This is a genomic window from Mycobacterium sp. GA-2829 (assembly GCF_001499965.1).
Lineage (GTDB): Bacteria > Actinomycetota > Actinomycetes > Mycobacteriales > Mycobacteriaceae > Mycobacterium.
This window is the reverse complement of sequence record NZ_LQIT01000009.1, coordinates 62,749-84,514: the sequence shown is the minus strand read 5'-3', so window position 1 is coordinate 84,514 and position 21,766 is coordinate 62,749. Positions and strand designations below refer to the sequence as shown.

Genomic DNA, 21,766 nt, shown 5'->3' with positions numbered 1-21,766 from the left:
AGCAAATACCGGTGCGCCGCCCACACCGGCGCGCTCCGTGCCGCCATGGTCACCTCCAGAGTTGCCGTCCCGTATATGGCTCAAGTAGTTCTTCGTTAAAGATTCGGTAAAGCTTGTCCGATCGGCCATTTGCCTGCGCCGAATGTCGTCCGCACAGCAGCTGAGCCAGCCCTGCCGTCTACTATCTGTGTACGTACATACTAGCGTTTCGATAGGGGAAGCCTGTTGAGCGCGCCGCACATTTGCAGAAATGTCTGGCATGGACCAGCGCAGTGCTTCGGCCAGCATTGCGGCTGTCACGGACTGGCTGCTGGTGTCTACTAGTTAGAATAGTATGTAGTTGAAGCGTATTTCTTGGGGGGCGCATGTGAGACCGCGGGTGTGTCGATACGCCTTTCGCAACATCGTGACGAGTGAGGTTGAGGTCGACACGTGAAACGGCCTGCACAAGAGTCGATCACCGACCGTCGCCCGACCAAACGTGAATCGGGGGTTCGACCCCAAGGAGTGTGGACCGCCATGCTCACGATGAGTGCAGGATCGCCGAGGTCGGTCCGACGGAGCGCGGCGGTGTGGGGGGCGCTGCTTGCCGCGGCGGTGTCAATGGTCGTCGCGTGCACCACGGTGGTACCTGGTGCACCGGTCATCGCCGGCAATGGAGCGCAATTGAAAGGGCCGCAAATGGTCGTGGACCCCACGTTGCTCGCCGTGGGTGCCTACCCAACCAGGCCGCGGCCTGCGTTGGGTGCCGCCGGCACGCCTGTACAAGGCGTACTGGTCGAGGCTCAGCGGATGGCTAACTTTGTCGTCGGTCCATGGGAGGTTGATCCCGCCCTAAAAACCCAAAACTCGTTCGGTGCCCGCGTGCTGACCGACGCCGGCGCGCTGACACAACTAGGGCCGCCTGAACTGGCGGCCGTATTGGGCCGGCACAACTTCATCAACGGATTCGCCTCTGCACGCCAAGCTGCAAATGGGGAGAACCTGCTCAACGCTGTACTGCGACTTGGTGACTCAGAGTCGGCGGCCGCGGCGGTCGCCGACCTACGGGCGACGAAGTTGACCGAGCCGACCAACTGGACCTCGCCACAACAAGTCTCGGTTCCCGGACACCCCGATGTGCTGGCGATCGGCTACACCGTCGCGGACCCCGAGACGGGACGTCAGTGGATCGCTATGCGCTCCTTTGCTTTCCACGGCTCGTATGTGCTTACCCAGGTGGCCCGAGTGGTTGGCGGCCTGGCGCCGGCGGCTCAGCTTGTTGCAAACACCATCAACTTGCAACGCGTGATCATCGACCGGTTTCCGGCGACCGATCCAGCAGACTTCGCCGAGATCGCGCTCGATCCCACCGGCTTGTTGGCACGTACCCTGCTTCTGCCGCCGGAGGAGGCGACGCCGGTCCAGAATGCGCGATACGGCAAACGTGGGGCATTGCATTTCCAAAACGACCCGATCTGGTCGTCTGCCTTGTTCGACGAGACGGTCATGGATTTAACAGCCAGGGCCAAGACCAACGTATACCGCCTGTCAGACGGTTACGCCGCACTGGTGATGGTCGACGAATTCGCCGCTGATGCCCAAGCGTCAGCTGGGAAACCCGTCGACGGCGTCGAATTCATGCCCGCCAGTCAGTGCATGCAAGTCACACAGGGGGGCTTCTATTGCGTAGCACCGATAGATCGATACGTCATCGAGGCGCGGTCACGGTCACTCAACGATGCGCGTCAGCAAGTTGCGGCCCAGTACACACTGCTGATCGGGCACTGACTTAACGCCCAATTTAGCGCGAGGCCGGGCCGATACGCAGACCAGTACTAGATACTCAGACCAGTACTACTGGCCTCAGTACTAGCTGATCACGTATCGGTCTGAACACGGGTTTGGCCGCCAATGGCCCTGATAACGCCGCTTTCCTACGTTAGTTACAGCATTGATATTCTGTGACTAGAGTTAATAATGAGGCGAAAGTGATATATGTTGTGTTGTGGGAAAACCGATTTGGCTTCTGGTCGACAGCTCGCGGATCTTTCCCAGCGCTACGGGTTACGCAGTGGAGGAGTCTCCGATGGAAAGTGCAGACGCCGGCGCCGTATCGATGCTTCGGGTCATCTGCGAAACGCTGGGCGCCGTAAGGGAACTGAATACAACGGTGAACCGCGATGCAGCAGGTACCCGTAGGCTCCAGGCCCGCAACAGTTTCCACCAGCCCCCGGTCACCGCAGCATTGCGTCAGCTCGCGACCGCGGACGTGACCAGGCGCCGGGATCGGGATATGCGTGGGAGTTGGCGTCACACGCCTTGTCGGTGGAGAAGGTGAGAATCGATGCGCGGTAGGTATCTGGGCGCCACCCGGGCAATCTGGATAGCTTCCAGCGCGCTGCTACTTCTTATCGCGCTGGCCGCGCCCACGGCGGCCGCACCAGAAGACGAGCAGTGGGATCCGACGCTGCCAAAAATCGTGAGTTCTGGTGCGCCGGGCGATCCGGTCGCGATCGCCAACGCTTCGCTCGAGGTGAGCCGGCTTGCCACACAGACGACGATGGAGTTGGGGCGCAAGTTCCTCAGCAGCCTTGGGATTGGCGGCGGCCCGACCGCCGTACCGCCCAGCGCAGTTCCCGGGCGACTCACCGGCGTCAATGGCAGCCAGGCGATCGAGTACGTGATCCGACGCGGGGCTTCACAGACTGGTGTTCCGTACTCGTGGGGCGGAGGCAAGCCCAGCGGGCCGTCGCTGGGGGTGGACTCTGGCGCAAACACGGTCGGCTATGACTGTTCAGGATTCACCCAGTTCGCGTTCGCCGGCGTCGGTGTGCTGATTCCCAAGTTTTCCGGGGATCAATACAACACCGGGCGCAAGATTCCACCGTCGCAGGCCAAGCGTGGAGATCTGATCTTCTATGGACCGGGCGGTACCCAGCACGTGGGCATCTATCTGGGCAACGGGCAAGTGCTGGAGTCCGCGAGCAGCTACGGCGAGGTCGGTGTCCATCCGCTGCGCACCGCCGGCATGTCGCCATACCTGGTGCGCATCATCGAATCCTGAGCACAGCGTCGGCGAAGCGAGCCGGATTCGACGCCGTCACCCATGGGCGACGTTGCATCCTCACATCCGGGAACCTCCGTCACGGCGACGCTGCGCCGCCGTCCCCGGGCCAGTAGGCCGTCGCAGCCTCCGGATAGAGGGGCCCGCGTGCGCGGCGTTAGTACGAGCGCTCGCCAAGTTCCCACTCTGCATAGACAACTCCGATGCCATTTCGTAACCTATTCGAGACTTACGTACTTACACCGGACTTCGGCCGCCGCAGTTAAGGATCGTCCGCTTGAAACTCGATCGCAAAGAGCGCAGGGGTTCTTCGCTGGGGCGATGGCTTGTTGGCGCGCTTGCGTCGCTGTCGGTGTTGGGGTCGATGGTGGCCGCCGATGTGAGCGCAGATCCCGCCGCCGACGCGCTAGCCAGGCTTAACGAATTGTCCCGCACGGCCGAACAGACGACCGAGGCGATGCACTCCGCGCAGATGGACCTCGACGCCAAATTGGCCGCCCAGCAGGCTGCCGAGCAGCGCCAGAGCGCCGACGCGGCCGCACTGGAATTGGCCAAGGCTGAGTTGACCGGGTATCAAGGCGCCGTCGACAAGGTCGCGGCCACCATGTACATGGGCGGCCGCCCCGACGGTGTATCAGCGATGTTGAGCGCCGATTCTCCGCAACAGCTGATTGATCAGTTGGCTCTCGAGCAGGCGATGGCCACCGAAATGACCGACCGGATGCGGGCTTTTCAGAAGGCCAACGAGCGGGCCGTGTTGGCGGCCCAAGCCTCAGCGGCATCGGCCGAAGCTGCCCGTGCCGCGGCGGAGCAGGCGTCCGCGGTCCGCGCGCAGCTGCAGTCCAAGCAAAGCGACCTGCAGCGCCAGATCGCCGCGGTGAAGGCGCAGTACGACGCTTTGACTCCCGATCAGCGAACCGCATTGGCCGATCCCGGCCCGCCGCCCCCGCCACTGCCGGCCGCACCGGCACCAGCTGACCCGGCGATTGTTGCTATGCCCGGTCAGCCGCCAGCCGGGGACGTAGCGCCGCCGGCGGTGCCGGGTGGTGAGGGAGCTGCTGTGGTGCAGGCGGCGTTGTCGCGGGTGGGCTCGCCGTATTCGTGGGGTGCGACCGGGCCGAATGCCTTCGACTGCTCAGGGCTGATCAAGTGGGCTTTTCTGCAGAACGGTAAGTCGCTACCGCGGTCGAGCCAGGCGCTGGCCCAGGGCGGTCAACCGGTCGCGTTCTCAGACCTGCAACCTGGGGACATCGTGACGTTCTACTCCGATGTCTCTCATGCCGGCATCTATATCGGTGACGGGATGATGGTGCATGCCTCGACATACGGCACACCGGTGAAGGTGTCGCCCATCTCGAATGCTCCGTTCCACAACGCGCGCCGCTACTAGCAGCCGGTAGTCAACCGCGGAAGAAGTCGGCGGTGCGCTGGGTCCAGGTTTTGACGTCGTCGACGGTGTGGGCGATGTGCAGTGTCGAGTCGGGGATCAACTGCGCCAGTCTCTGCGGTAGACACCGGATGCAGCGGATCGGTGTCCCACGCAAGGATCAGAGTGGGATGCGGCAGTGAGGCGAGCTTCGCCGGTTCAGGCAGGTCGGATTGCCCCACGCCGCGCAGCGCTGACGACACCAAAGCATCGTCAACGTCCGGATTGAACTTTGCCTGCGGATGCTCGGCGAAAATCGGTAGCGGCGCCGCGTCAGCCCATTGTTGACGCCACGCGGCGGCGCCGATGTCGTCGATGAGCTCAGCCGTGTCGAGGTACCACTGCCGACGCTGGTCGGGGCCTGACTCCCACGCCACGGGTGGAATGAGCAGCGCCAATCGCCGGAACCGATGCGGTGCGGCCAGCGCCGCGTACAGTGCCGCGGCTGCTCCCAGGGAGGAGCCGGCGAAGTCGATTGGTTCGTCGATGTCGGCGGCGTCGAGGAGATCGAGAAGGTCGTCGGCAGCGTGTTCGAAGCGGTAGTCGGCGGGTGTTGACCGGCCGGTGGAGTGTCCGTGCCCGCGCTGGTCGTAGGTGAGCAGGCGGCGATCTGCGGCGATGGCGTCGATGTCGAACAGCTGCAAGCCTCGCACGGCGGCCCTACTGAGCAATACGCCATGGGCGTAGCCGACTGGCCGTCCGCGGCCGGTGAGCTCGTAGGCGATCCTTGCCCCGTCTGCGGTGGTGTAGAACCTGTCACTCGACATAACCCTCCGCCGATACCCCTACAGGGTATATGCCACACGCCGGACGGATCGCTTGTGCCATCTCCGCCGCAGGGGCGTGATCGGGCCGAGGTCCGGCGCAGCCAGCGGTCTTTACCGATTCTTCATCGAAAATCGAGCCGACCCTTAGGTCTTGGCCCCACGCTGGTAGCCGATGAGTGGACAGCCAATCGCCGGGTATGCCAGGCATGCGCTCACCGGCGGGCGCATCGTCCACCAGGGACCACGGCATGGCTGCCGATGACGACGGAAGGAATTCGTGTGCACATTAAACGGTTCGTTACCCTCGCTGCCTCCGCGGCGGCGGTCGCGGTGGCGTTGAGCGCCTGTAGCAACGACACCCCGCAGGGCGAGCATGACATGTCGTCCATGACGACCTCGGCCGCGGCCACGCCGGCACCCTCGACGCCGGCCGGTGGCGGTACGCAGGCCCAGGCCCACAACGACGCGGACGTCAGCTTCGCGCAGGGAATGATCCCGCACCATCAGCAGGCGATCGAGATGAGCGACATGCTGTTGGCCAAGCAGGGCATCGACCCGCGCGTGGTGTCGTTGGCCAACCAGATCAAGGCGGCTCAAGGCCCCGAAATTCAACAACTGCAGGGCTGGCTGACTGAGTGGGGTGTGTCGGCGGCCCCGACGTCTGGCAGCGGCATGCCCGGCATGCCAGGTCATGACATGGGGGATATGAGCGGCGGCGGAGGCATGATGTCGGAGCAAGACATGGCCGCTCTGCGCGACGCGCAAGGTGTCGAGGCCAGCAGGCTGTTCTTGACGCAGATGACCGAGCACCACAAAGGCGCCATCGCTATGGCGCAAACCGAGGTCGACAGCGGTCAGTTCGCGCCCGCGATCGAGATGGCGCGCGAGATCATCTCCTCTCAGCAGAAGGAAATCGACACGATGCAGCAGATCCTCGGGTCCCTGTAGGGCCGAGCCGCCAACCTGAGGCCGCGAACTTTTCTCCGTGTCCCCGTGCCGGTGTTGTCCCTCCGGCACGGGGACCGCTCTTTGATGAGACCGACGTGGTGCCGACCGGCGCCTCGGGCAGCACCGCGTTTGTGTCAACGGACTGGCGGGAACTCGCATCGAAAGCCGATACCCTACCTGGGTAGGGATTGTGCGATACCAGGGAGTTGATATGCGAGTCATCGCCATTGAAGAGCATTACGCTCATCGCGGTCTGCAGCCGGCCGAAGCGCTGGCCAACTTGGGCAAGCATCCTCAACTGGCCCGAATCCAGGACAAGCTGGAAGACCTTGGCGCAGGCCGCTTGGCCGACATGGACGCCGCGGGCGTCGACATGCAAGTGTTGTCGCACACGGTGCCCGGCGCCGAAGCGCTGCCCGCCGCACACGCCGTGGATGTGGTCCGTCAAACCAACGACGATCTGGCCGAAGTCATTGCGGCACATCCGGATCGGTTCGCCGGATTCGCCGCGCTGCCGATGCGCGATCCGCAGGCTGCGGCGACCGAACTGCAGCGGGCGGTGGGAACTCTCGGTTTTTGCGGCGCCATGATCAACGGGCTCATCGAGGGCCGGTTCCTCGATCACCCGGACTTCACGCCGCTGCTGTCTACGGCAGCCGATTTGGGCGTGCCGTTGTATCTGCATCCGTCGTTTCCGCCGCCGCAGGTGGCAGAGATCTACTTCGGCGGCCTGGCGCCGGTTCTGGGCGACCTGCTGGCCACCGCCGGCTGGGGCTGGCACGCCGAGACCGCATTGCATGTCCTGCGGTTGGTTGCCATGGGGGTGTTCGATCGCCTCCCGGAGTTGCGGGTCATTGTGGGGCATATGGGGGAGATGATTCCGTTCGCCTTGGCCCGCATCGACACGGTGCTGAGCCCAGTGGCCGAGCTGCGCCAGCCGGTCGCGCAGTACTTCCAAACCAACGTCTGGTTCACCGCCAGTGGCTACACCACTTTCCCGCCGCTGCAATGCGCGCTGTCGACGGTCGGCATCGACCGGCTGATCTTCTCGGTCGACTATCCCTACACCGACAACGCCTCAGCACGGGCGCTGCTGGACACGGCGCCGATCAGTCCGGTAGACCGCGAGAAGCTTGCGCACGGCACCGTGGAGGCGCTGCTGCGGGTGTGAGAACTCCATCCGCCCAATAGTTTTGGATGCTTGAACGTTCAGCGTGCCCGTTCTACCGTGCCGGCGTGCGCTGCGTTCGCACTGCGTTGCAGCGGAAGCGCGATGGTGAACGTTGTCCCGGTCCCCGCGCCCTGACTGGTGGCGCTGATATGGCCGCCGTGTGCCTCGACGAGCGCCTTGGCGATGGCCAGGCCGAGCCCGGAGCCCCCGTGGTCGCGGGTGCGCGCCGTATCGGCGCGGTACAACCGTTCGAACACATGCGGTAGGTGCTCGGCGGCGATGCCCTCGCCGGTGTCGGTGACCCGCAGCAGGAGTCGGGTGCCGTCGGTGTCGGCGTGCACGTCGACCCGTCCGTGCGGTGGTGTGTGCCGTAGCGCGTTGTCGAGGAGGTTCGCCAGTACCTGGGACAGTCGCTGCTCATCGCCCCACAGCGGCAGCTGGGTGGTGGGCAGGTGCGTCGACAAGGCCACGGCCTTGGCGTGGTAGCGCGCGCTGAGGGCGGCCGCCGTGTTGGCGATCAGCTCGGCGACGTCGAGGTCGGCGAACTCCAGTGAGGTCGTGCTTTCCTCAGCCTGCGCCAGGGCGGCGACATCCTGGGCGAAGCGCACCAGGCGCTGGGTCTGGTCGCGCAGCATCGCGGTGGTGTCGGGAGTCAGTGACCGCACGCCGTCCTCGATGGCTTCGGTGTAGGCCTGCAAAACCGATACGGGAGTGCGTATTTCGTGGGCAAGATCGGCGAATAGTTGGCGGCGGCTGGTGTCGACGGACTGCAGCTGGGCGGCCATTTGGTTGAAAGCCTGTGCCAGTGAGTCGAAGTCCTCGCCGAGGTGCGGCGGTGATACCCGGATCCCGTAGCGGCCCTCGGCGACCGCGGTGGCTGCCGATGCCACTTCGGTGATGGAGCGCTGCAATCTGCGGCTGACGTACCAGCTGACCGTGAACGCGACCAACGCCGAGACGGCAACGGCGCCGCCGACTGATAGCGCGGTGGCGTACTGGTAGGCCTGGTCGGCGTGCAGCTCCTCGGCGGAACCGGCAGCCACGCCGGCCTGATGGAGGTGTTCACGAAACAGCGGAGGCCCCACGATCGCGGCGACCACCCAGGTGGTGATGGCGCCGGCCAGCAACACCATGGTTTGAGCGATCAGCAGCCGCATGCCGATGCCGGGCCGCCGGCGTATCGGCGTGGCCATCACTGCCCGCTTCCCATGCGGTATCCGACGCCGCGAACGGTGATGACGTAACGAGGTGCAGCCGGATCGTCGCCGAGTTTGCGTCGCACATGGCCGATATGGACATCAACGAGGTGTTCGTTGCCGACCCAGGGCCCCTCGCGCACGGTTTCGAGCAACTGGCGGCGGCTCAGTACCACGCCCGGGCGCGCCGACAGGGCGGCGAGTAGGTCAAATTCGGTGCGGGTCAACAGGATCGGTTCACCATCCAGGGACACTTCCCGCGCCGCCACGTCGATACACAACGGCCCAAACGACAGCGGGGCGGCTACGTCGCCGCCGCGGCCGCTTTCGCGCTCGGGGGTGGCACGCGGGCGTCGCAGCATCGCGCGGATGCGCGCCACCAGTTCGCGTGGGCTGAAGGGTTTGGTGACGTAATCGTCGGCGCCGACAGTGAGTCCGACGATGGTGTCCATTTCGGTGTCGCGGGCGGTGAGCATGACCACGTAGGCGTCGGAGAAAATGCGCAGCCGGCGGCACACTTCTAACCCGTCCATGCCGGGCAGCCCGAGGTCGAGGATCACCACGTCGGGGTCGAAGTCGCGGGCCACGGCCACCGCATCGGGCCCGTTGTCGACGATGCGGGTGGTGAAGTGATCGCGGGTGAGGTAGCTGGCCACCACCTCAGCCAGCGCCGCCTCGTCATCGACCACGAGCGCCCGGTAGCCTCGCGCATTTTCACTCGAGGGCACTGATGTGTTGCTCATGGAGTTCATGGTGCCGGGTCACCGCTACGCGGTGACGCCCCGCGGCATTCTTCAACGAATCTTCACACGACCCTTATCGGTTCGCCGGTGTGGCGCGGTCATCGTGGTCAGTGAAGGAGACCGCGATGAGCATGGGAATCACGTCGGTGGCGTTTGAAGCCGTTGGCGACTGGCAGATATGGCTGCCGCTGGCCGGTGTACTGGTGTTGTGTTGGGGACTCGTCGTTGTCGCCACGGCCTCACTGTTCGGCGGCCCGGCGGGTGGGCGCCATAGTCGCCGATTCGCCACCCCTCACAGGGGTGGCATCCGCAGCGACAAACCAACGCGTGACGAATCGCAACAGGAGCCTCGGTAATGGCGGGATCACCGGGGCGCGGGCAGTGGAGTCGACGAAGCTTTCTTGCCGCAACGGTGGCGGCCGGGGCGACTCTGGCGGCATGCACGCGCGACAGCAGCGTCGTTGCGCCGAAGAACGCGGTGGCCGACGCCGAGGCACGGCGCCCGCACAGCGGGCGCACAGTGTCGACGACGCTCACCGCGGATCGGGCGCGCGTGGACCTTGGCGGCACGGTTGCCGAAACGGTGTCCTATAACGGCACGGTCCCCGGGCCGCTGGTGCGGGCATCGGTGGGTGACGAACTGGCTGTCACGGTGCGCAACCGGCTCGACCGCACCACGTCGGTGCACTGGCATGGCATCGCGCTGCGCAACGACATGGACGGCGCCTCGCCTGCCACACCTGACATCGACGGCGGTGCAGACTTCACCTACCGATTCTCGGTACCGCATCCGGGCACCTACTGGGCTCATCCGCACACCGGTTTGGACGCTGACACGGGCTTGTACTTCCCCGTCATCGTCGACGACCCCAACGACCCGGGCAACTATGACGCCGAGTGGGTGGTCATGCTCGACGACTGGACTGACGGCGTCGGGTCGAGCCCGGCCCAGATCTATGACGGACTTCGCAATTCAATGGGCGGACATGACATGCCGGGGATGGGCGACATGCCCGGCATGCCCGGAATGGGAACCGTTCCGGGAGTCGGGGGAGCGGGCAGCAGCACATTGCTCGGTGGCGACGCCGGAGATGTCAGTTACCCCTACTATCTGATCAACGGCCGTATCCCGAAGGCGCCCAGCAGCTTTCGCGTCAAGCCTGGTCAGCGGGTGCGGATCCGGCTGATCAACGCCGGCTCGGACACGGCCTTTCGGGTGGCGTTGGCCGGGCACAAGTTGACGGTGACCCACACCGACGGCTTTGCGGTGGTGCCCACCGACGTTGACGCGGTGCTGATCGGGATGGGGGAGCGTTACGACGTGGTGGTCACCGCAGGCGAGGGCGTGTTCCCGTTGGTTGCGGCTGCGGAGGGCAAGAACGCGTCAGCACGGGCACTATTGGTCAGCGGGGCGGGTTCGCAGCCGCCCGCCGACTATGCGCCTCCGGAGCTGCAGGGTCGTGTCGGCACCATTGACATGTTCGGCGCTGCCCCGGGTGCGGCGTTGCCGGCTGCGCGCGCAGATGTGGAGCTGCCGGCCGATCTGGGCGGGTCGATGATGCCCTATGACTGGACGATCAACGGTCTGCGGTTCGCCAACGCCCGGCCATTGGAAGTTCGTGAGGGTCAACGGGTTACGCTGTCGTTCAAGAACACCTCGATGATGTGGCATCCCATGCATTTGCACGGCCACACTTTCGAGGTGCTCACCGCCGACGGGCGCCCCGGCGCACGCAAGGACACCGTGATCGTGCTGCCCATGCAGCAGCTGCGCGTGTCGTTCGTCGCCGACAACCCCGGCGAGTGGATGCTGCACTGCCACAACACCTATCACCAGGAGGCCGGGATGATGACCAGCCTCAACTACATCACCTGACCGCAGCTCGGCGGTTGACAAGGTGGCGGGCACCTCACAGCCACGCGTGGCGGCGAAGGGGGTAAGACAGCCTGGCCACCTCAAGGGTGTCAGTATTCGATGAGCCGGGTGACGTAGGGCATCATGCCACTGGTACGTACCGGCGCAATGCGCACTTGTGAGCCGGTGTAGGGCGCTTCGATCATCTGACCGTTGCCGAGGTACATCGCCTCATGCTGGCTCGCGTTGGGGCCGTAGAAGATCAGATCGCCGCGTCGCATTTGTGACGAGGGGATTTTGCGTCCGGAGTTGTACTGCGTGCCCGAGTAATGTTCCAGTTTGATGCCCACGCCGGCAAAAGCGTAGAGGATCAGCCCGGAGCAGTCGAACCCCACGGTGTTGGCGCCCTGGTCGATACCTCGGGACGGGCCGTTGGCGTTGCCGCCACCCCACGAATAGGGCACACCCAGCTGCGACATGGCCCGGCGGATCACCAATTCCATTGCCTGCTGGCCATATACCCGTGGGATGCGCCCGTTGGTGAAGCCGGGGTCGGCGGGTGCCGAGGCTTGGGGCAGGATCCCGAGTTGGGTCAGGAACTTTCGGCCCATGTCGGCAGTCAGCTGCGCCGAAGTTGACGAGATCTGCAGCACCGCGTTCACGATGGCAATGGGGTCGCCGGTGACGTTGGCGCTGGGAACCATCGGCAAGGTGGTGTCCCACTGGCTGGCGCTTGTAGGTGCCGTCGCACCTGCCGGGGTTTGCCGGTCCCACCAGTCCGGCGCCGACGCCGCGCCACCAGCGGCAATCAGCGGTGCGGTGTTGGCGGGTGGAGTTTGGGGACGTGCCGCGTCCAGACGCGCTTTGGCGGCGTCACGGGCGGCGGCGAGCCGGTCGACTTCGGCCTGCTGGAGACCGAACTGACGTTGCGCCTCGGTCAGGGCGGCCACCGCTGCTTGTTGACTTCGCTCGGCATCGGTGGCCGCCTGGTCGGCGCGCTGCTGGGCCGCGCGCGCTGCAGACGCTCGATTCGCCTGCTCGGTGCGGGCGCGCTGCAGATCGGTCACCGTATTGCGGGCACTGAGCGCCAGGGTCTGATTGGCGCTGGCGCTGGCGATGATGTCCTCCGGGCCGGCCGCCGAAACCAGCGCCTGCGGTGGGCCATTGACATAGGTGGCGGCGGCGAAGTCATCGAAGCGCCTTTGGGCGGCGGCGATCGCCGCGTTCGCATCGGCCAGACCTTGTCCGCTGGCTTGCACGTCGCGGCGCGCGGCCGCGGCGGCATCGCGGGCGTTGGCCACGTCCACCAGCGCTTTATTGACACCTTCTTGTTGACCCTGGATCTGCGCGCCGATGTCGGCCAGGCGCTGATTGGCCTGTGCGAGGTCGGCGACCAGGGCGGAGATCTGCGAACCCGAATGGCTGGTGCCATCGTGGGATGCCTGCGCGGTGCCGCCACCGTAGACCAGCACGGCCACACCGAGCGTCACGGCGGTGAGGCGGCTGACCCATTCGCGTAGGGGCCTCATCACATGATCTCCCTCAGAGAGGCGCTGGCGCATCACCGTCGTCCGGTCCTCCGTCAGAACACTCCCCTGGCACAGCTACGGCTCCCGCCAGTAAGCAGTTGGTCAGTACGTAAAGGCAACGTACATCACTACTGTCTCACCGGAAACATGCGTCACAGTCTCATTGTGGTAACGGTCTTGAGCCCGCGACCGCCGATTTGTTGCCGCGTCGAATAGTTTGCCGCATGTCGCGCTGGGACTCGTCGAGGTATGAGGTGCGGTGCCACTTCGCTGGGATGTGTATCCCGGCCGACTACTTTTGCTAGGCGCCCCTGGCTACTGAGTGGCTAGTAGCCAGGCGGTTGGGGCTGGTCGGCCGGACCAGTGGCTGCGGGACATCGCGCTGCCAGTGCTCACAATGAGTGTGCCGCAAGGACTGCGTACCGACCTCGATTAACTACTATGACAATTAGTACTAAGCTGAGGACGTGTCGCTGGGCGTGCAGGATGGTGGTCAGATGGTGTTGCGTCGGCTGCAATGGGCGCAATTGGCCGTTGCAGTGGTGGCAGCGGTGGTTGTCGCCCTCGCAGTTGGGGTGCCCAGCGCGCTGCTGGCCAATCCCATTTTCGTGCGCATGACCCCGGTGCCGTGGTGGAGCTATGCCGTGTGGGTACTGACCGCGGTGCTTAGTGGGATTTTGGTCGCCACCTATGTCCGCGGCCCGGCAGCGGCGTCCTCGGTTCCGGGGCGCGCCGGGATCATGGCCAACGTCGGCTCTGTGCTGGCGGTGGGGTGCCCGGTGTGCAACAAGCTGGTGGTGGCAGCGATCGGGGTCAGTGGGGCGCTCAACGTATGGGCGCCGATTCAGCCGCTGCTCGCTGGCGTCTCGCTGGCAGTGCTGGGGTGGGCCTTATGGCGGCGGCTGACGGCGCTGCGCTCCTGCCCGGTGGGCGACGACGACGTCGCGCTGACGCCTCCGACGACCGTGGTGGCTGCTACGCCGGAGCGAGACAGCTAGCGGTGCGGGGTCGACCATTGTCCGTGTTGGTCGCCGCCGCGGCGGCCGCCGTCGCGGGTGTGCTCGTCAGTCACGACCCGGTAGCGGCGCCGGCGCAGCGACTGTCGACCGGCGACGCCGTGCCCGCAGCAGACGCCACGGTGACTGAGGCCGGCGCCGCGCCGTGCCCGGCGCCGGTACCCGGTGCCGCCGCGGTGCCGACACTGTCCGGGGTGATGGCCCGCTGTCTGGGATCCGCGCGGCCGGTGGATGTCGGTGCGGCGGTGGGCGGTGCGCCGACACTGCTCAATCTGTGGGCGTCGTGGTGTGCACCGTGTCGCGAGGAGATGCCGGTGCTCGACGCCTACACAGACACGCCCGGCGCTGTGCGGGTGATCGGTGTCAATGTGCGCGATCGGCCGGCCTCGGCGGCGGCGCTGGTCCGCGACCTGCGCATCGACTATCCCTCGATTGCTGAAGCCGATGAGGTCGCCGGCGCGTTGGGCGCACCCCAACTGCTGCCGCTGAGCTACCTTGTCGGTACCGACGGATCTGTGCGCCGCCTCCCAATGATGGTGTTTCGCGATGTCGCGCAGGTCACTGAAACGGTCGCCGCCGCGCGTGGGGAAAGGCAATAACGATGACAGCGCGCAAGACAACGGGCCGGACGCCGCGGCGCACCGCAGCGCGCCAGACTCGGCCGCTGCCCGGGCTGGGTGAGCTGGAGGCGGCGATCATGGATGTGGTTTGGCGCGCCGACGAGGCGGTGCGCGTCCGTGACGTCCTCGACGAACTCGAACCCGTCCGCAAGCCCGCCTATACGACCGTGATGACCGTGATGGACAACCTCTACCGCAAGGGGTGGTTGAGCCGTGAGCTCGACGGCCGCGCCTACAGCTACCGGGCCACCCGAGACCGCATTCAGGCGGCCACCGACGCGCTGCGCGAGCTACTTGCCGACAGTGGCGATCCCGCCGCGGCTCTGCTGCACTTCGCGCGCAGTGCCACCACCGCGGAGTCGCGGGCATTGACTCGGGGGCTCAAGGAACGGGGTCGGCGGCGGTGACCGCCGTGATGTGGTGGACCATCGGCGGTCTCGCCGTCGGCGTCCTCACACCACCGGTATTGCGGGCGTTGACCCGCCGCGGCACCGACGCCGGGGTGCTGTTGTCGGTGTGGGGGGTGCTGGTGTGCACCACGCTCGCCGCGGTCGCACTTCCGGGGCTGGCAGAGCTGCTGCACCGGTGCTGGCTGGCGCTGCACGCCGGTCCGCCCGGGCAGGTGGATACCATCGCGGGAATCCTCAGTGCAGCCGCGCTGGGCGTTGCGGCGATACGCGGAGGCTGGCAGCTGAGCCGCACGGGACGGCAGCGACGTCGCTTACACGACAAGCATGTCGAGCTGGCCTGGTTGCTGACCGGCCGCAGCCCTCGATCGGGCGCGGTGCTGTGGCTGCCGGCTACCGAGCCGCTGGCCTACAGCCTGGCCGGCAACCCGGCGCTGGTGGTAATGAGCACCGGGCTGCGGCAGTGCCTCGACAGCGCAGCCGTGCGCGCCGTCGAAGCCCATGAGCGTGCCCACGTGCGCCGGCGCCATCATCTGCTGATCGCCGTCGCCCAGGCCGCCGCCGCGGGATTGGGATGGCTGCCGCTGATGCGCCAATCACCGTCATTGGTGCGCACACTGGTCGAATTGGACGCCGACGCGCACGCGGCCCGCTCCCACGGTCACCGCGGTCTGCGCCGGGCGCTGCAGACATTGCAGAGCGCTCCGGCACCGGCCCCGGCGCTGGGCATCGCCAGTGAATGCACCCAGCTGCGGCTGGCCCGGCTGGCCGGCAGGCGCTCTTCTGGGGGCCGCTTGGCCGGATCCAGCGCCGCCTGGGGGGCAGCGCTCGTGCTGGGCATGACCACGCTGCTCACCTTCGCCGCCCTCACAGGCTTGGCGTCATGCACGGCGGGCTGACAACGCCGGACCGCCACAACTGCGGCACTTCTGTCCGTAGAAACGCAACTACCGTAGATCGTATGTTGTGCGCGCCGCTGCGCGGTCGAGGTGTCGGCAGCGACCATCAGTGGCTGACTCAACCCTGCCCTGGATTACGTGTTGGGTCGCAGTGACGCGGCGCCGCCCGCGCCGCCCGCTGGCGACGCTGTTTCACTATCGGTTGTGCGCCAGGAATTTCCGATGATGTCCCGGTTGGCGAACGCAGGTCTGCACCCCGCGGCACCCGGTCCGCCCCGAGCAACACGGCGATCACAGTTGAGCGACCCAACCGCGACGGCTCGGCCCACCGCGGCGCTGGCCGAATATCCAAGCGAGCAGCGCGCTTTCATGGCATTCGCCACTGACGTGGAGGATCTCCGACACGCATACGGGTCTATTGAGCTGAGGCGCCCCAATATTGGTCAAGGTGCGCTGGCAGCCATCACCAGACCGGCTCCCCGCCCGATGCGGGTGACCATCGCCGCCCATGACGGGCCGTTCCTCATTCAGGTGAGCTCGACTGACTTCAAGTACGGCCGTAGCACCTCGAGCGGCTCACGAGGCTCGCCGAGCGCCAGGTATCCACTGCGGTGTCGGCAGGTGGCACGGCCGAATGATTCGGCGTCACGCAGACCCAGCGCCGTTGGCTGGACGCGCCTAAATTGCGACCCGCCGAGCGCCTCCCCGATCCGAGCGCCGTTGAGTACTAACCTGCATAGTAGATCATCGGCCGTATTTGGAACAGGAGCGCCCATGGCGCGAGGCGACACATACCAGGCCATGCGCCAAGGGGTGAACCGAGATCCGCGCCGTTGGGCGCGCTTCGGACGCGCGGTCGGTTCCCTGCTCATTGTGGTGGGCTCGGCAATGGCCACCGCGCATCTGATTGCTCACTTCGCGAGCATGCGAGTCGTCGGGGCACTGGACCTGCTGATCGGCTTTCCGATGGCCGCCATGTTGGTCCTTGTGGGCCTGTTATTGATGGGGCTGGAAACGCCGCGGCCCAGATCGAGTCGTCGACGCGACAGGGACGTGATGTGATCAGCTCTCTGAAAGCTCGCAAGGCATCAACTATCAGACAACCCGCGGCAGCGGCGCAATTTCGTTGCAGGACAACGCCGTAGTTTCTCGATGTGCCATCCGCGCCCCTGCCTGACGGCAGTTCTGGGTATCGACTGAAATTGATGGTGCGAACAGCGCGATCCAGATCGGTAGCTGTTTTGGCATGACCGCAAGACCATCTGCAGGTGCCACCTCCCTCACGGTTTCGCCGAGTCGTCGATCGCCGGGTGTAACACCAGCGCGCCGACCACCGGCATACGTAGTACATACGTAAGATGGTGCTAGTTGCGCATCGCGGTGAAAGGAGGGCTCGTGCACGGCACGCTTCGCGGGCTATTGATACTGACCGTCACGGCCGCCGCGGTGGTGCTGGCGCCACCACCGGTGGGGTCGGGAGCAGGGGCATCATCGGGCTTGGATGGCCGGGTCGCGATGGTGCGTCCAGGACCTGACGCGGTGGTAGGGGTTGGGCATCCGGTGCTGGTGGGGTACAGCGAGCCCGTCGAGGACCGCGCGGCAGCCGAGCGCAGCATCACTGTGACCGCGTCGCAGCCGATGGAAGGTGAGTTCACTTGGCTGAACGATCGTCTCGTGGAGTGGACTCCGGACGGCTTCTGGCCGGCCCATTCGACGGTCACGGTGCGCGTTGGTGGCTTAAAGACCGACTTCACTACGGGGGCGGCGGTGGTAGGCGTGGCTGACATCTCGTCCTATACATTCACGGTGAGTATTGACGACCAAGTCGTGCGTGAGATGCCGGCATCGATGGGTAAGCCGGGCTTCGATACCCCGGTGGGGACGTTCAAAGTGCTGGAGAAGCAGCGCAACGTGGTCTTCGACTCGCGCACAATCGGAATTCCACTCGACGACCCAGAGGGATATTTGATCGACGGGGAGTACGGCGTGCGGGTGACGTGGGGCGGCGTCTACATACATTCGGCGCCGTGGTCGGTCGCGTCGCAAGGCTCGGCCAACGTCAGCCACGGCTGCATCAATCTCAGCCCAGAAAACGCCGAATGGTATTTCAACACTGTCACAGTCGGCGACCCCGTGATCGTGCAGAGCTAGCCACTCAACCCTCGCGTGATGGAACTCCGGGACCCTGCGGAACGCGCACCCGGCGGCCACGTGCCCGTTCCAGGGGCAGTCGCGCCGACATTTTGCGCGTCACAGCACGGGGAAACGCGCGGCGCGAGGTAGGCTCGGCAACGACATTGCTGGAGGCGAAACGGTGCGTGTACGAGGATTCGGTGAGCTGGAAGCCGTGGTGATGGATCGGGTGTGGGATCGCGATCCTGAAATGGTAACGGTGCGTGACATTTTCGAAGAGCTCTCGGCCGAGCGTCGCATTGCCTACACCACGGTGATGTCGACGATGGACAACCTGTACACCAAGGGGTGGCTCGAGCGGGAACGCGATGGCCGGGCCTACCGGTATTGGGCCACCCTGACCCGCGAGGAACACACCGCTCGGTTGATGCGTGAAGCCCTCGATGGGGGAGGCCGCTCGGAACTGGTGCTCAGCTACTTCATCGAGCAGATCGGACCCAAGGAATCCGAGCGGCTCAGGGAAGCGATGCGGCGGCTGGCGAGGCGGTCGAGCAGGGCCAAGAAGAGGTGAACGCCGCAGCGTGCCTGCTGCTTTACAGCGTCGCGGTGATCGTGTTCGGACCACCGGTGTTGGGCTTTCTCACCCGTGGCGGGCATGCGCCCAGATCTGGAGTGGCGGCCTGGTTGATCGCGATCGGCAGTGTCCTGCTGAGCTGGCTGACCGTAGTTGTGGTCGTGATTGTCGACGTGGTTGCGCACTGGCACGACGGGGGGTCATTTGTCGTGTCGTGCGTCAGGTGGCTGTGTGACCTGGCTGCCGGTAAGGCGGGTAGTGCACCGCAGGCGATGCTGCTGGCTTCGGCAGTAGCGGTGTTCGGTGTCGTGGCCGTCATCGGCGTGCGGCTCGTGCGCACCGTGGGGCGGCTGCGAGCGCACGCTTACGGGCATGCGCAAGCGGTTCGACTGGTAGGCCGCCCGACCGGCGAACCCGACGTGTATGTCGTCGACGCCGCCGAGCGCACCGCGTATTGCGTGGCTGGAAAGCCACCCGCGATCGTGGTCACCACCGCAGCCGTAGCGGCTCTCGACGAGCGCGAACTCGCGGCGGTACTTGCACATGAACGCGCCCATCTTGACGGGCACCACCCCCGAATCGTCACCGCGTTGCGCAGCTTGGCGTTGGTATTCCCCCGTCTTGCACTGATGACGCGCGGTGACGCCGAGGTAGCACGGTTGCTGGAAATGTGCGCCGACGATGCTGCCGCACGTCGGCACGGCAAGCGCGCACTGCTCACCGGGTTGATGACTCTGGCCGCAGGCGCGCCGGCCGCGGCGCTGGGCGCGGCCGATGTCGCGGTCTTGAATCGCGCTGAGCGCCTTGCCCTTCCGCCTGCCCATCATGTCCGCGTACGTGCGCAGGCCGCTCTTACCAGCGCGACGGCGATGATGGCCATTGCGCCGCTGGGCACACTTCTGCTCGGCGTATCAGGGATCCTTATGTGCGGCGGCTAGCCGCGGCACTCAGCGCACCGTAGTCACACTTTCGCCGCCTCGCCGGGCGCGGACGGGACCATGCCGGAAACGGCACTGTTTTCTGGCGAGGTTTTGTGCATGGCGCATCCAGCGCAGCCGCACTCCCCGGCGCCCGCGTGGTCGATGTTGTGAACCAGCCCTGAGGGCTACATCACTCCGGCGTAGGAATGCAGTCCGGCTATCACCAGGTTGATGAAGAACAGGTTGAACACCATCGCGGCGAAGCCAGCGACGTTGACCCAGGCGGCCTTGCGGTCGCGCCAGCCCGCGGTCGAGCGGGCATGCAGGTAGGCGGCATACGCCACCCAGGCGATGAACGACACGGTCTCCTTGGGGTCCCAGCCCCAGTACCGTCCCCACGCTTCCTCGGCCCAGATGGCACCGAAGATAACGCCGAATCCGAACACCGGGAAGGCGAAAATCGTGGTGCGGTAGGCGATGCGGTCCAGGGTCTGCGCATCAGGCAGCCGCGCGACGATGCGGGCGATCGCACCGTCGGCTGTGCTGTCGCCGGAAGGCGCGCCGAACCGCGACATCTTGAGCAGGAACAGGATGCTGGCGACGCCGGCAACCAGGAACACCCCGGAGCCGAGGCTGACCACCGAGACGTGGATGGGCAGCCAGTAGGACTGCAGCGCGGGCATGACCGGCGCGGCGTTGGTGTAGAGCCACCGGCCCGACACCGCAAGCAGGATCAGCACCGGAACCAGCACGAAGACCCATAGCGCGCGGTATTGCGGGCGGCGCAACACAAGTGCGGCGGCCACCAGCCCGCAGAAGCAGGTCAGGTTGATGAACTCGTACATGTTGCCCCACGGCACCCGTGAAGTGGCCAGGCCACGCAGCACGACGCAGGCCAGCAGCAGCCCACTGCCGAGATACGTCAGCGCGAGGCCGGCCGTGCCGACGCGTTGGTCGACGGGGCGTCGGGGTATGTCGGCGACGATGCCCGGGGTGGCGCTGTCCGCACCCACGGTCGCGCCCGCGAGCTCGCGAGTTGCGGCCATTCGGCTGCGGTGGTAGGCCAGCTCGACGGCGAGCAGCAGCAGCGCAGCCACCAGCACGACCACCGATGAGGTGAAGGCCCAGTCCGAATAGCGGGCCAAACCCATGTCGATGCGCACCGTGTTCACGTGGCCGATCCGGGCGTGACGTCCACGACTGCGCCTAGTACTGCATACATGCGTGAATTAGACGCGGCACGGTCTGCGGCCGGATTGCCGAGGTCAACGCGTTTGGTCTCGCATCATGCGTGCGGGGCATCGCGGTACCGGATGCCTGGTCATGATGTCGGGGAGACGCCGAGCACGCGCTGGATGTCGGGCTTCATCTGCTGCAGCTGGGCACCCCAGTACTCCCAGCTGTGCGTGCCGCTCTGCGGGAAGTTGAACACGCCGTTCTTTCCGCCCGCGGCAAGGTACTGCTCCTGGAACGTCTTGTTGGTCCGCAGCGTGAAGCTCTCGAGGAACTTCGCGTTGAAGTTGTCGCCCGCCGCAACACCGGTGCCGGTGATGTCGGCCGGTATGCCGTTACCGGAATAGACCCAGATGCGGGTGCCGTTGGCGACCAGCTGGCCGATGTTGACCATCGGGTCGTTGCGCTTCCACGCCGGGTCGGACGACGGGCCCCACATGTCCTCGGACTCGTAGCCGCCCGCGTCACCCATCGACATGCCGACCAGCATCGGCCACCAACCCTCGGACAGATTCAAAAAGCCCGACAGCGACGCCGCGTACTGGAACTGCTGCGGGTAGTAAATGGCCAGCGTCAACGCGGCCGAGCCGGCCATCGACAGGCCCACGGCCGCATTGCGGTTCGGGTTCACGCCCTTGTTGGCCGCCAGGTAGCTCGGCAGCTCCTGGGTCAGGAAGGTCTCCCACTTGTAGGTGGAGCAACCCGCCTTACCACAGGCCGGCTTGTACCAGTCGCTGTAGAAGCTGGACTGACCGCCGACCGGCATGATCACCGAGAGGCCGGAGTCCAGGTACCACTCGAACGCCGCGGTCTCGATGTCCCAGCCATTGAAGTCATCCCGGGCACGAAGGCCGTCGAGCAGGTACACGCCCGGCGCGTTGGGACCACCGTTCTGGAACTGGACCTTGATGTCACGTCCCATCCCCGCAGACGGAACCATGAGGTACTCGACCGGCAGACCCGGACGAGAAAAAGCCCGCGCGGTTGTGGCTCCTAGGACACTCATTGCCGTCAGCAGCAGGACTGCCACGGATAACGCCACCAACACGCGACGCGATAAGGGCAAGCTCAACGGTTCCACAACGGTCCCTTCTCTGTCGCGTTCACAGCGGCCGACAAGAACTACTATCACGAATAGTACTAAACTAACCCGGGCTATAGCTGGCCCGGCATCAATGTCGCCGTCGCGCGCCCAGCGGCTTGGCTTGCGCGTGCCGATCCGGCTCCCTAGAGCGCTCGTGGGCAACGAGTTTCGTCGAATCGCTTGTCATGGGCCGATGGGT

At 65.7% G+C, this 21,766-nt stretch carries 20 protein-coding genes; 14 read left to right on the top strand and 6 right to left on the bottom strand.

Annotated features, from left to right (window positions below):
* Window positions 1-570 precede the first annotated feature (570 nt).
* From AU194_RS07095 to ripC, 3 genes are all read left to right on the top strand, one after another.
* Complete coding sequence (locus AU194_RS07095; RefSeq protein WP_231743208.1) at window positions 571-1,770, top strand: hypothetical protein; 1,200 nt, start codon at window positions 571-573, stop codon at window positions 1,768-1,770.
* A 556-nt stretch (window positions 1,771-2,326) separates the two neighbouring features.
* A complete protein-coding gene (gene ripB / locus AU194_RS07090) occupies window positions 2,327-3,046 on the top strand; it encodes an NlpC/P60 family peptidoglycan endopeptidase RipB (protein ID WP_059088525.1) in 720 nt (239 codons plus the stop codon).
* 277 nt (window positions 3,047-3,323) lie between these two features.
* On the top strand, window positions 3,324-4,436 hold the full coding sequence (ripC, locus tag AU194_RS07085; protein ID WP_059088524.1) for a peptidoglycan hydrolase RipC: 1,113 nt from the start codon (window positions 3,324-3,326) through the stop codon (window positions 4,434-4,436).
* Here ripC and AU194_RS07080 read toward each other — a convergent pair.
* The gene (locus AU194_RS07080; RefSeq protein ID WP_231743207.1) at window positions 4,433-5,239 is read right to left on the bottom strand and encodes an alpha/beta fold hydrolase; all 807 of its coding nucleotides are present in this window, start codon (window positions 5,237-5,239) and stop codon (window positions 4,433-4,435) included. The two genes, ripC and AU194_RS07080, sit on opposite strands and share 4 nt — an antisense overlap.
* Before the next feature lie 279 nt (window positions 5,240-5,518).
* Between AU194_RS07080 and AU194_RS07075 the strand changes: the two genes are divergently transcribed.
* Both AU194_RS07075 and AU194_RS07070 read left to right on the top strand, forming a co-directional pair.
* A complete protein-coding gene (locus AU194_RS07075) occupies window positions 5,519-6,187 on the top strand; it encodes a DUF305 domain-containing protein (protein ID WP_059088568.1) in 669 nt (222 codons plus the stop codon).
* A gap of 211 nt (window positions 6,188-6,398) precedes the next feature.
* The gene (locus tag AU194_RS07070; protein ID WP_059088523.1) at window positions 6,399-7,358 is read left to right on the top strand and encodes an amidohydrolase family protein; all 960 of its coding nucleotides are present in this window, start codon (window positions 6,399-6,401) and stop codon (window positions 7,356-7,358) included.
* Window positions 7,359-7,396: 38 nt separating this feature from the next.
* Here the strand turns inward: AU194_RS07070 and AU194_RS07065 are convergent, their stop codons facing one another.
* Window positions 7,397-8,551 carry a cell wall metabolism sensor histidine kinase WalK gene (locus AU194_RS07065; RefSeq protein WP_059088567.1) on the bottom strand — a complete coding sequence of 385 codons (1,155 nt, stop codon included), beginning with the start codon at window positions 8,549-8,551 and terminating at the stop codon, window positions 7,397-7,399.
* Window positions 8,551-9,306 carry a response regulator transcription factor gene (locus AU194_RS07060; RefSeq protein ID WP_059088522.1) on the bottom strand — a complete coding sequence of 252 codons (756 nt, stop codon included), beginning with the start codon at window positions 9,304-9,306 and terminating at the stop codon, window positions 8,551-8,553. The genes AU194_RS07065 and AU194_RS07060 overlap by 1 nt, the downstream gene beginning before the upstream one ends.
* A gap of 346 nt (window positions 9,307-9,652) precedes the next feature.
* Between AU194_RS07060 and AU194_RS07055 the strand changes: the two genes are divergently transcribed.
* The gene (locus AU194_RS07055) at window positions 9,653-11,173 is read left to right on the top strand and encodes a multicopper oxidase family protein (RefSeq protein ID WP_059088521.1); all 1,521 of its coding nucleotides are present in this window, start codon (window positions 9,653-9,655) and stop codon (window positions 11,171-11,173) included.
* Between the two features lie 89 nt (window positions 11,174-11,262).
* Here the strand turns inward: AU194_RS07055 and ripA are convergent, their stop codons facing one another.
* On the bottom strand, window positions 11,263-12,681 hold the full coding sequence (gene ripA, locus AU194_RS07050; protein WP_059088566.1) for an NlpC/P60 family peptidoglycan endopeptidase RipA: 1,419 nt from the start codon (window positions 12,679-12,681) through the stop codon (window positions 11,263-11,265).
* Window positions 12,682-13,178: 497 nt separating this feature from the next.
* Between ripA and AU194_RS07045 the strand changes: the two genes are divergently transcribed.
* The 8 genes from AU194_RS07045 to AU194_RS07010 all read left to right on the top strand — a co-directional run bounded on the left by AU194_RS07045 (window position 13,179) and on the right by AU194_RS07010 (window position 19,268).
* Entirely contained in the window at window positions 13,179-13,679 is a 501-nt protein-coding gene (locus AU194_RS07045; protein ID WP_059088565.1) for a hypothetical protein, read from the top strand.
* A gap of 23 nt (window positions 13,680-13,702) precedes the next feature.
* On the top strand, window positions 13,703-14,296 hold the full coding sequence (locus AU194_RS07040; protein ID WP_231743216.1) for a TlpA disulfide reductase family protein: 594 nt from the start codon (window positions 13,703-13,705) through the stop codon (window positions 14,294-14,296).
* Window positions 14,297-14,298: 2 nt separating this feature from the next.
* A complete protein-coding gene (locus AU194_RS07035; RefSeq protein ID WP_011856816.1) occupies window positions 14,299-14,724 on the top strand; it encodes a BlaI/MecI/CopY family transcriptional regulator in 426 nt (141 codons plus the stop codon).
* The gene (locus tag AU194_RS07030; protein ID WP_231743205.1) at window positions 14,721-15,623 is read left to right on the top strand and encodes a M56 family metallopeptidase; all 903 of its coding nucleotides are present in this window, start codon (window positions 14,721-14,723) and stop codon (window positions 15,621-15,623) included. Before AU194_RS07035 ends, AU194_RS07030 begins: the two co-directional genes overlap by 4 nt.
* Window positions 15,624-16,397: 774 nt before the next feature.
* A complete protein-coding gene (locus AU194_RS31685) occupies window positions 16,398-16,685 on the top strand; it encodes a hypothetical protein (protein WP_059088519.1) in 288 nt (95 codons plus the stop codon).
* Window positions 16,686-16,991: 306 nt separating this feature from the next.
* Complete coding sequence (locus AU194_RS07020; protein WP_082698522.1) at window positions 16,992-17,774, top strand: L,D-transpeptidase family protein; 783 nt, start codon at window positions 16,992-16,994, stop codon at window positions 17,772-17,774.
* A gap of 163 nt (window positions 17,775-17,937) precedes the next feature.
* Window positions 17,938-18,327 carry a BlaI/MecI/CopY family transcriptional regulator gene (locus AU194_RS07015; protein ID WP_059088518.1) on the top strand — a complete coding sequence of 130 codons (390 nt, stop codon included), beginning with the start codon at window positions 17,938-17,940 and terminating at the stop codon, window positions 18,325-18,327.
* Window positions 18,324-19,268 carry a M56 family metallopeptidase gene (locus AU194_RS07010; RefSeq protein ID WP_059088517.1) on the top strand — a complete coding sequence of 315 codons (945 nt, stop codon included), beginning with the start codon at window positions 18,324-18,326 and terminating at the stop codon, window positions 19,266-19,268. The genes AU194_RS07015 and AU194_RS07010 overlap by 4 nt, the downstream gene beginning before the upstream one ends.
* A 167-nt stretch (window positions 19,269-19,435) precedes the next feature.
* Here AU194_RS07010 and ccsB read toward each other — a convergent pair whose 3' ends face one another.
* Both ccsB and AU194_RS07000 read right to left on the bottom strand, forming a co-directional pair.
* Window positions 19,436-20,401 carry a c-type cytochrome biogenesis protein CcsB gene (ccsB, locus tag AU194_RS07005; RefSeq protein ID WP_157575938.1) on the bottom strand — a complete coding sequence of 322 codons (966 nt, stop codon included), beginning with the start codon at window positions 20,399-20,401 and terminating at the stop codon, window positions 19,436-19,438.
* 170 nt (window positions 20,402-20,571) lie between these two features.
* The gene (locus tag AU194_RS07000; RefSeq protein WP_082698521.1) at window positions 20,572-21,564 is read right to left on the bottom strand and encodes an alpha/beta hydrolase family protein; all 993 of its coding nucleotides are present in this window, start codon (window positions 21,562-21,564) and stop codon (window positions 20,572-20,574) included.
* Window positions 21,565-21,766 lie beyond the last annotated feature (202 nt).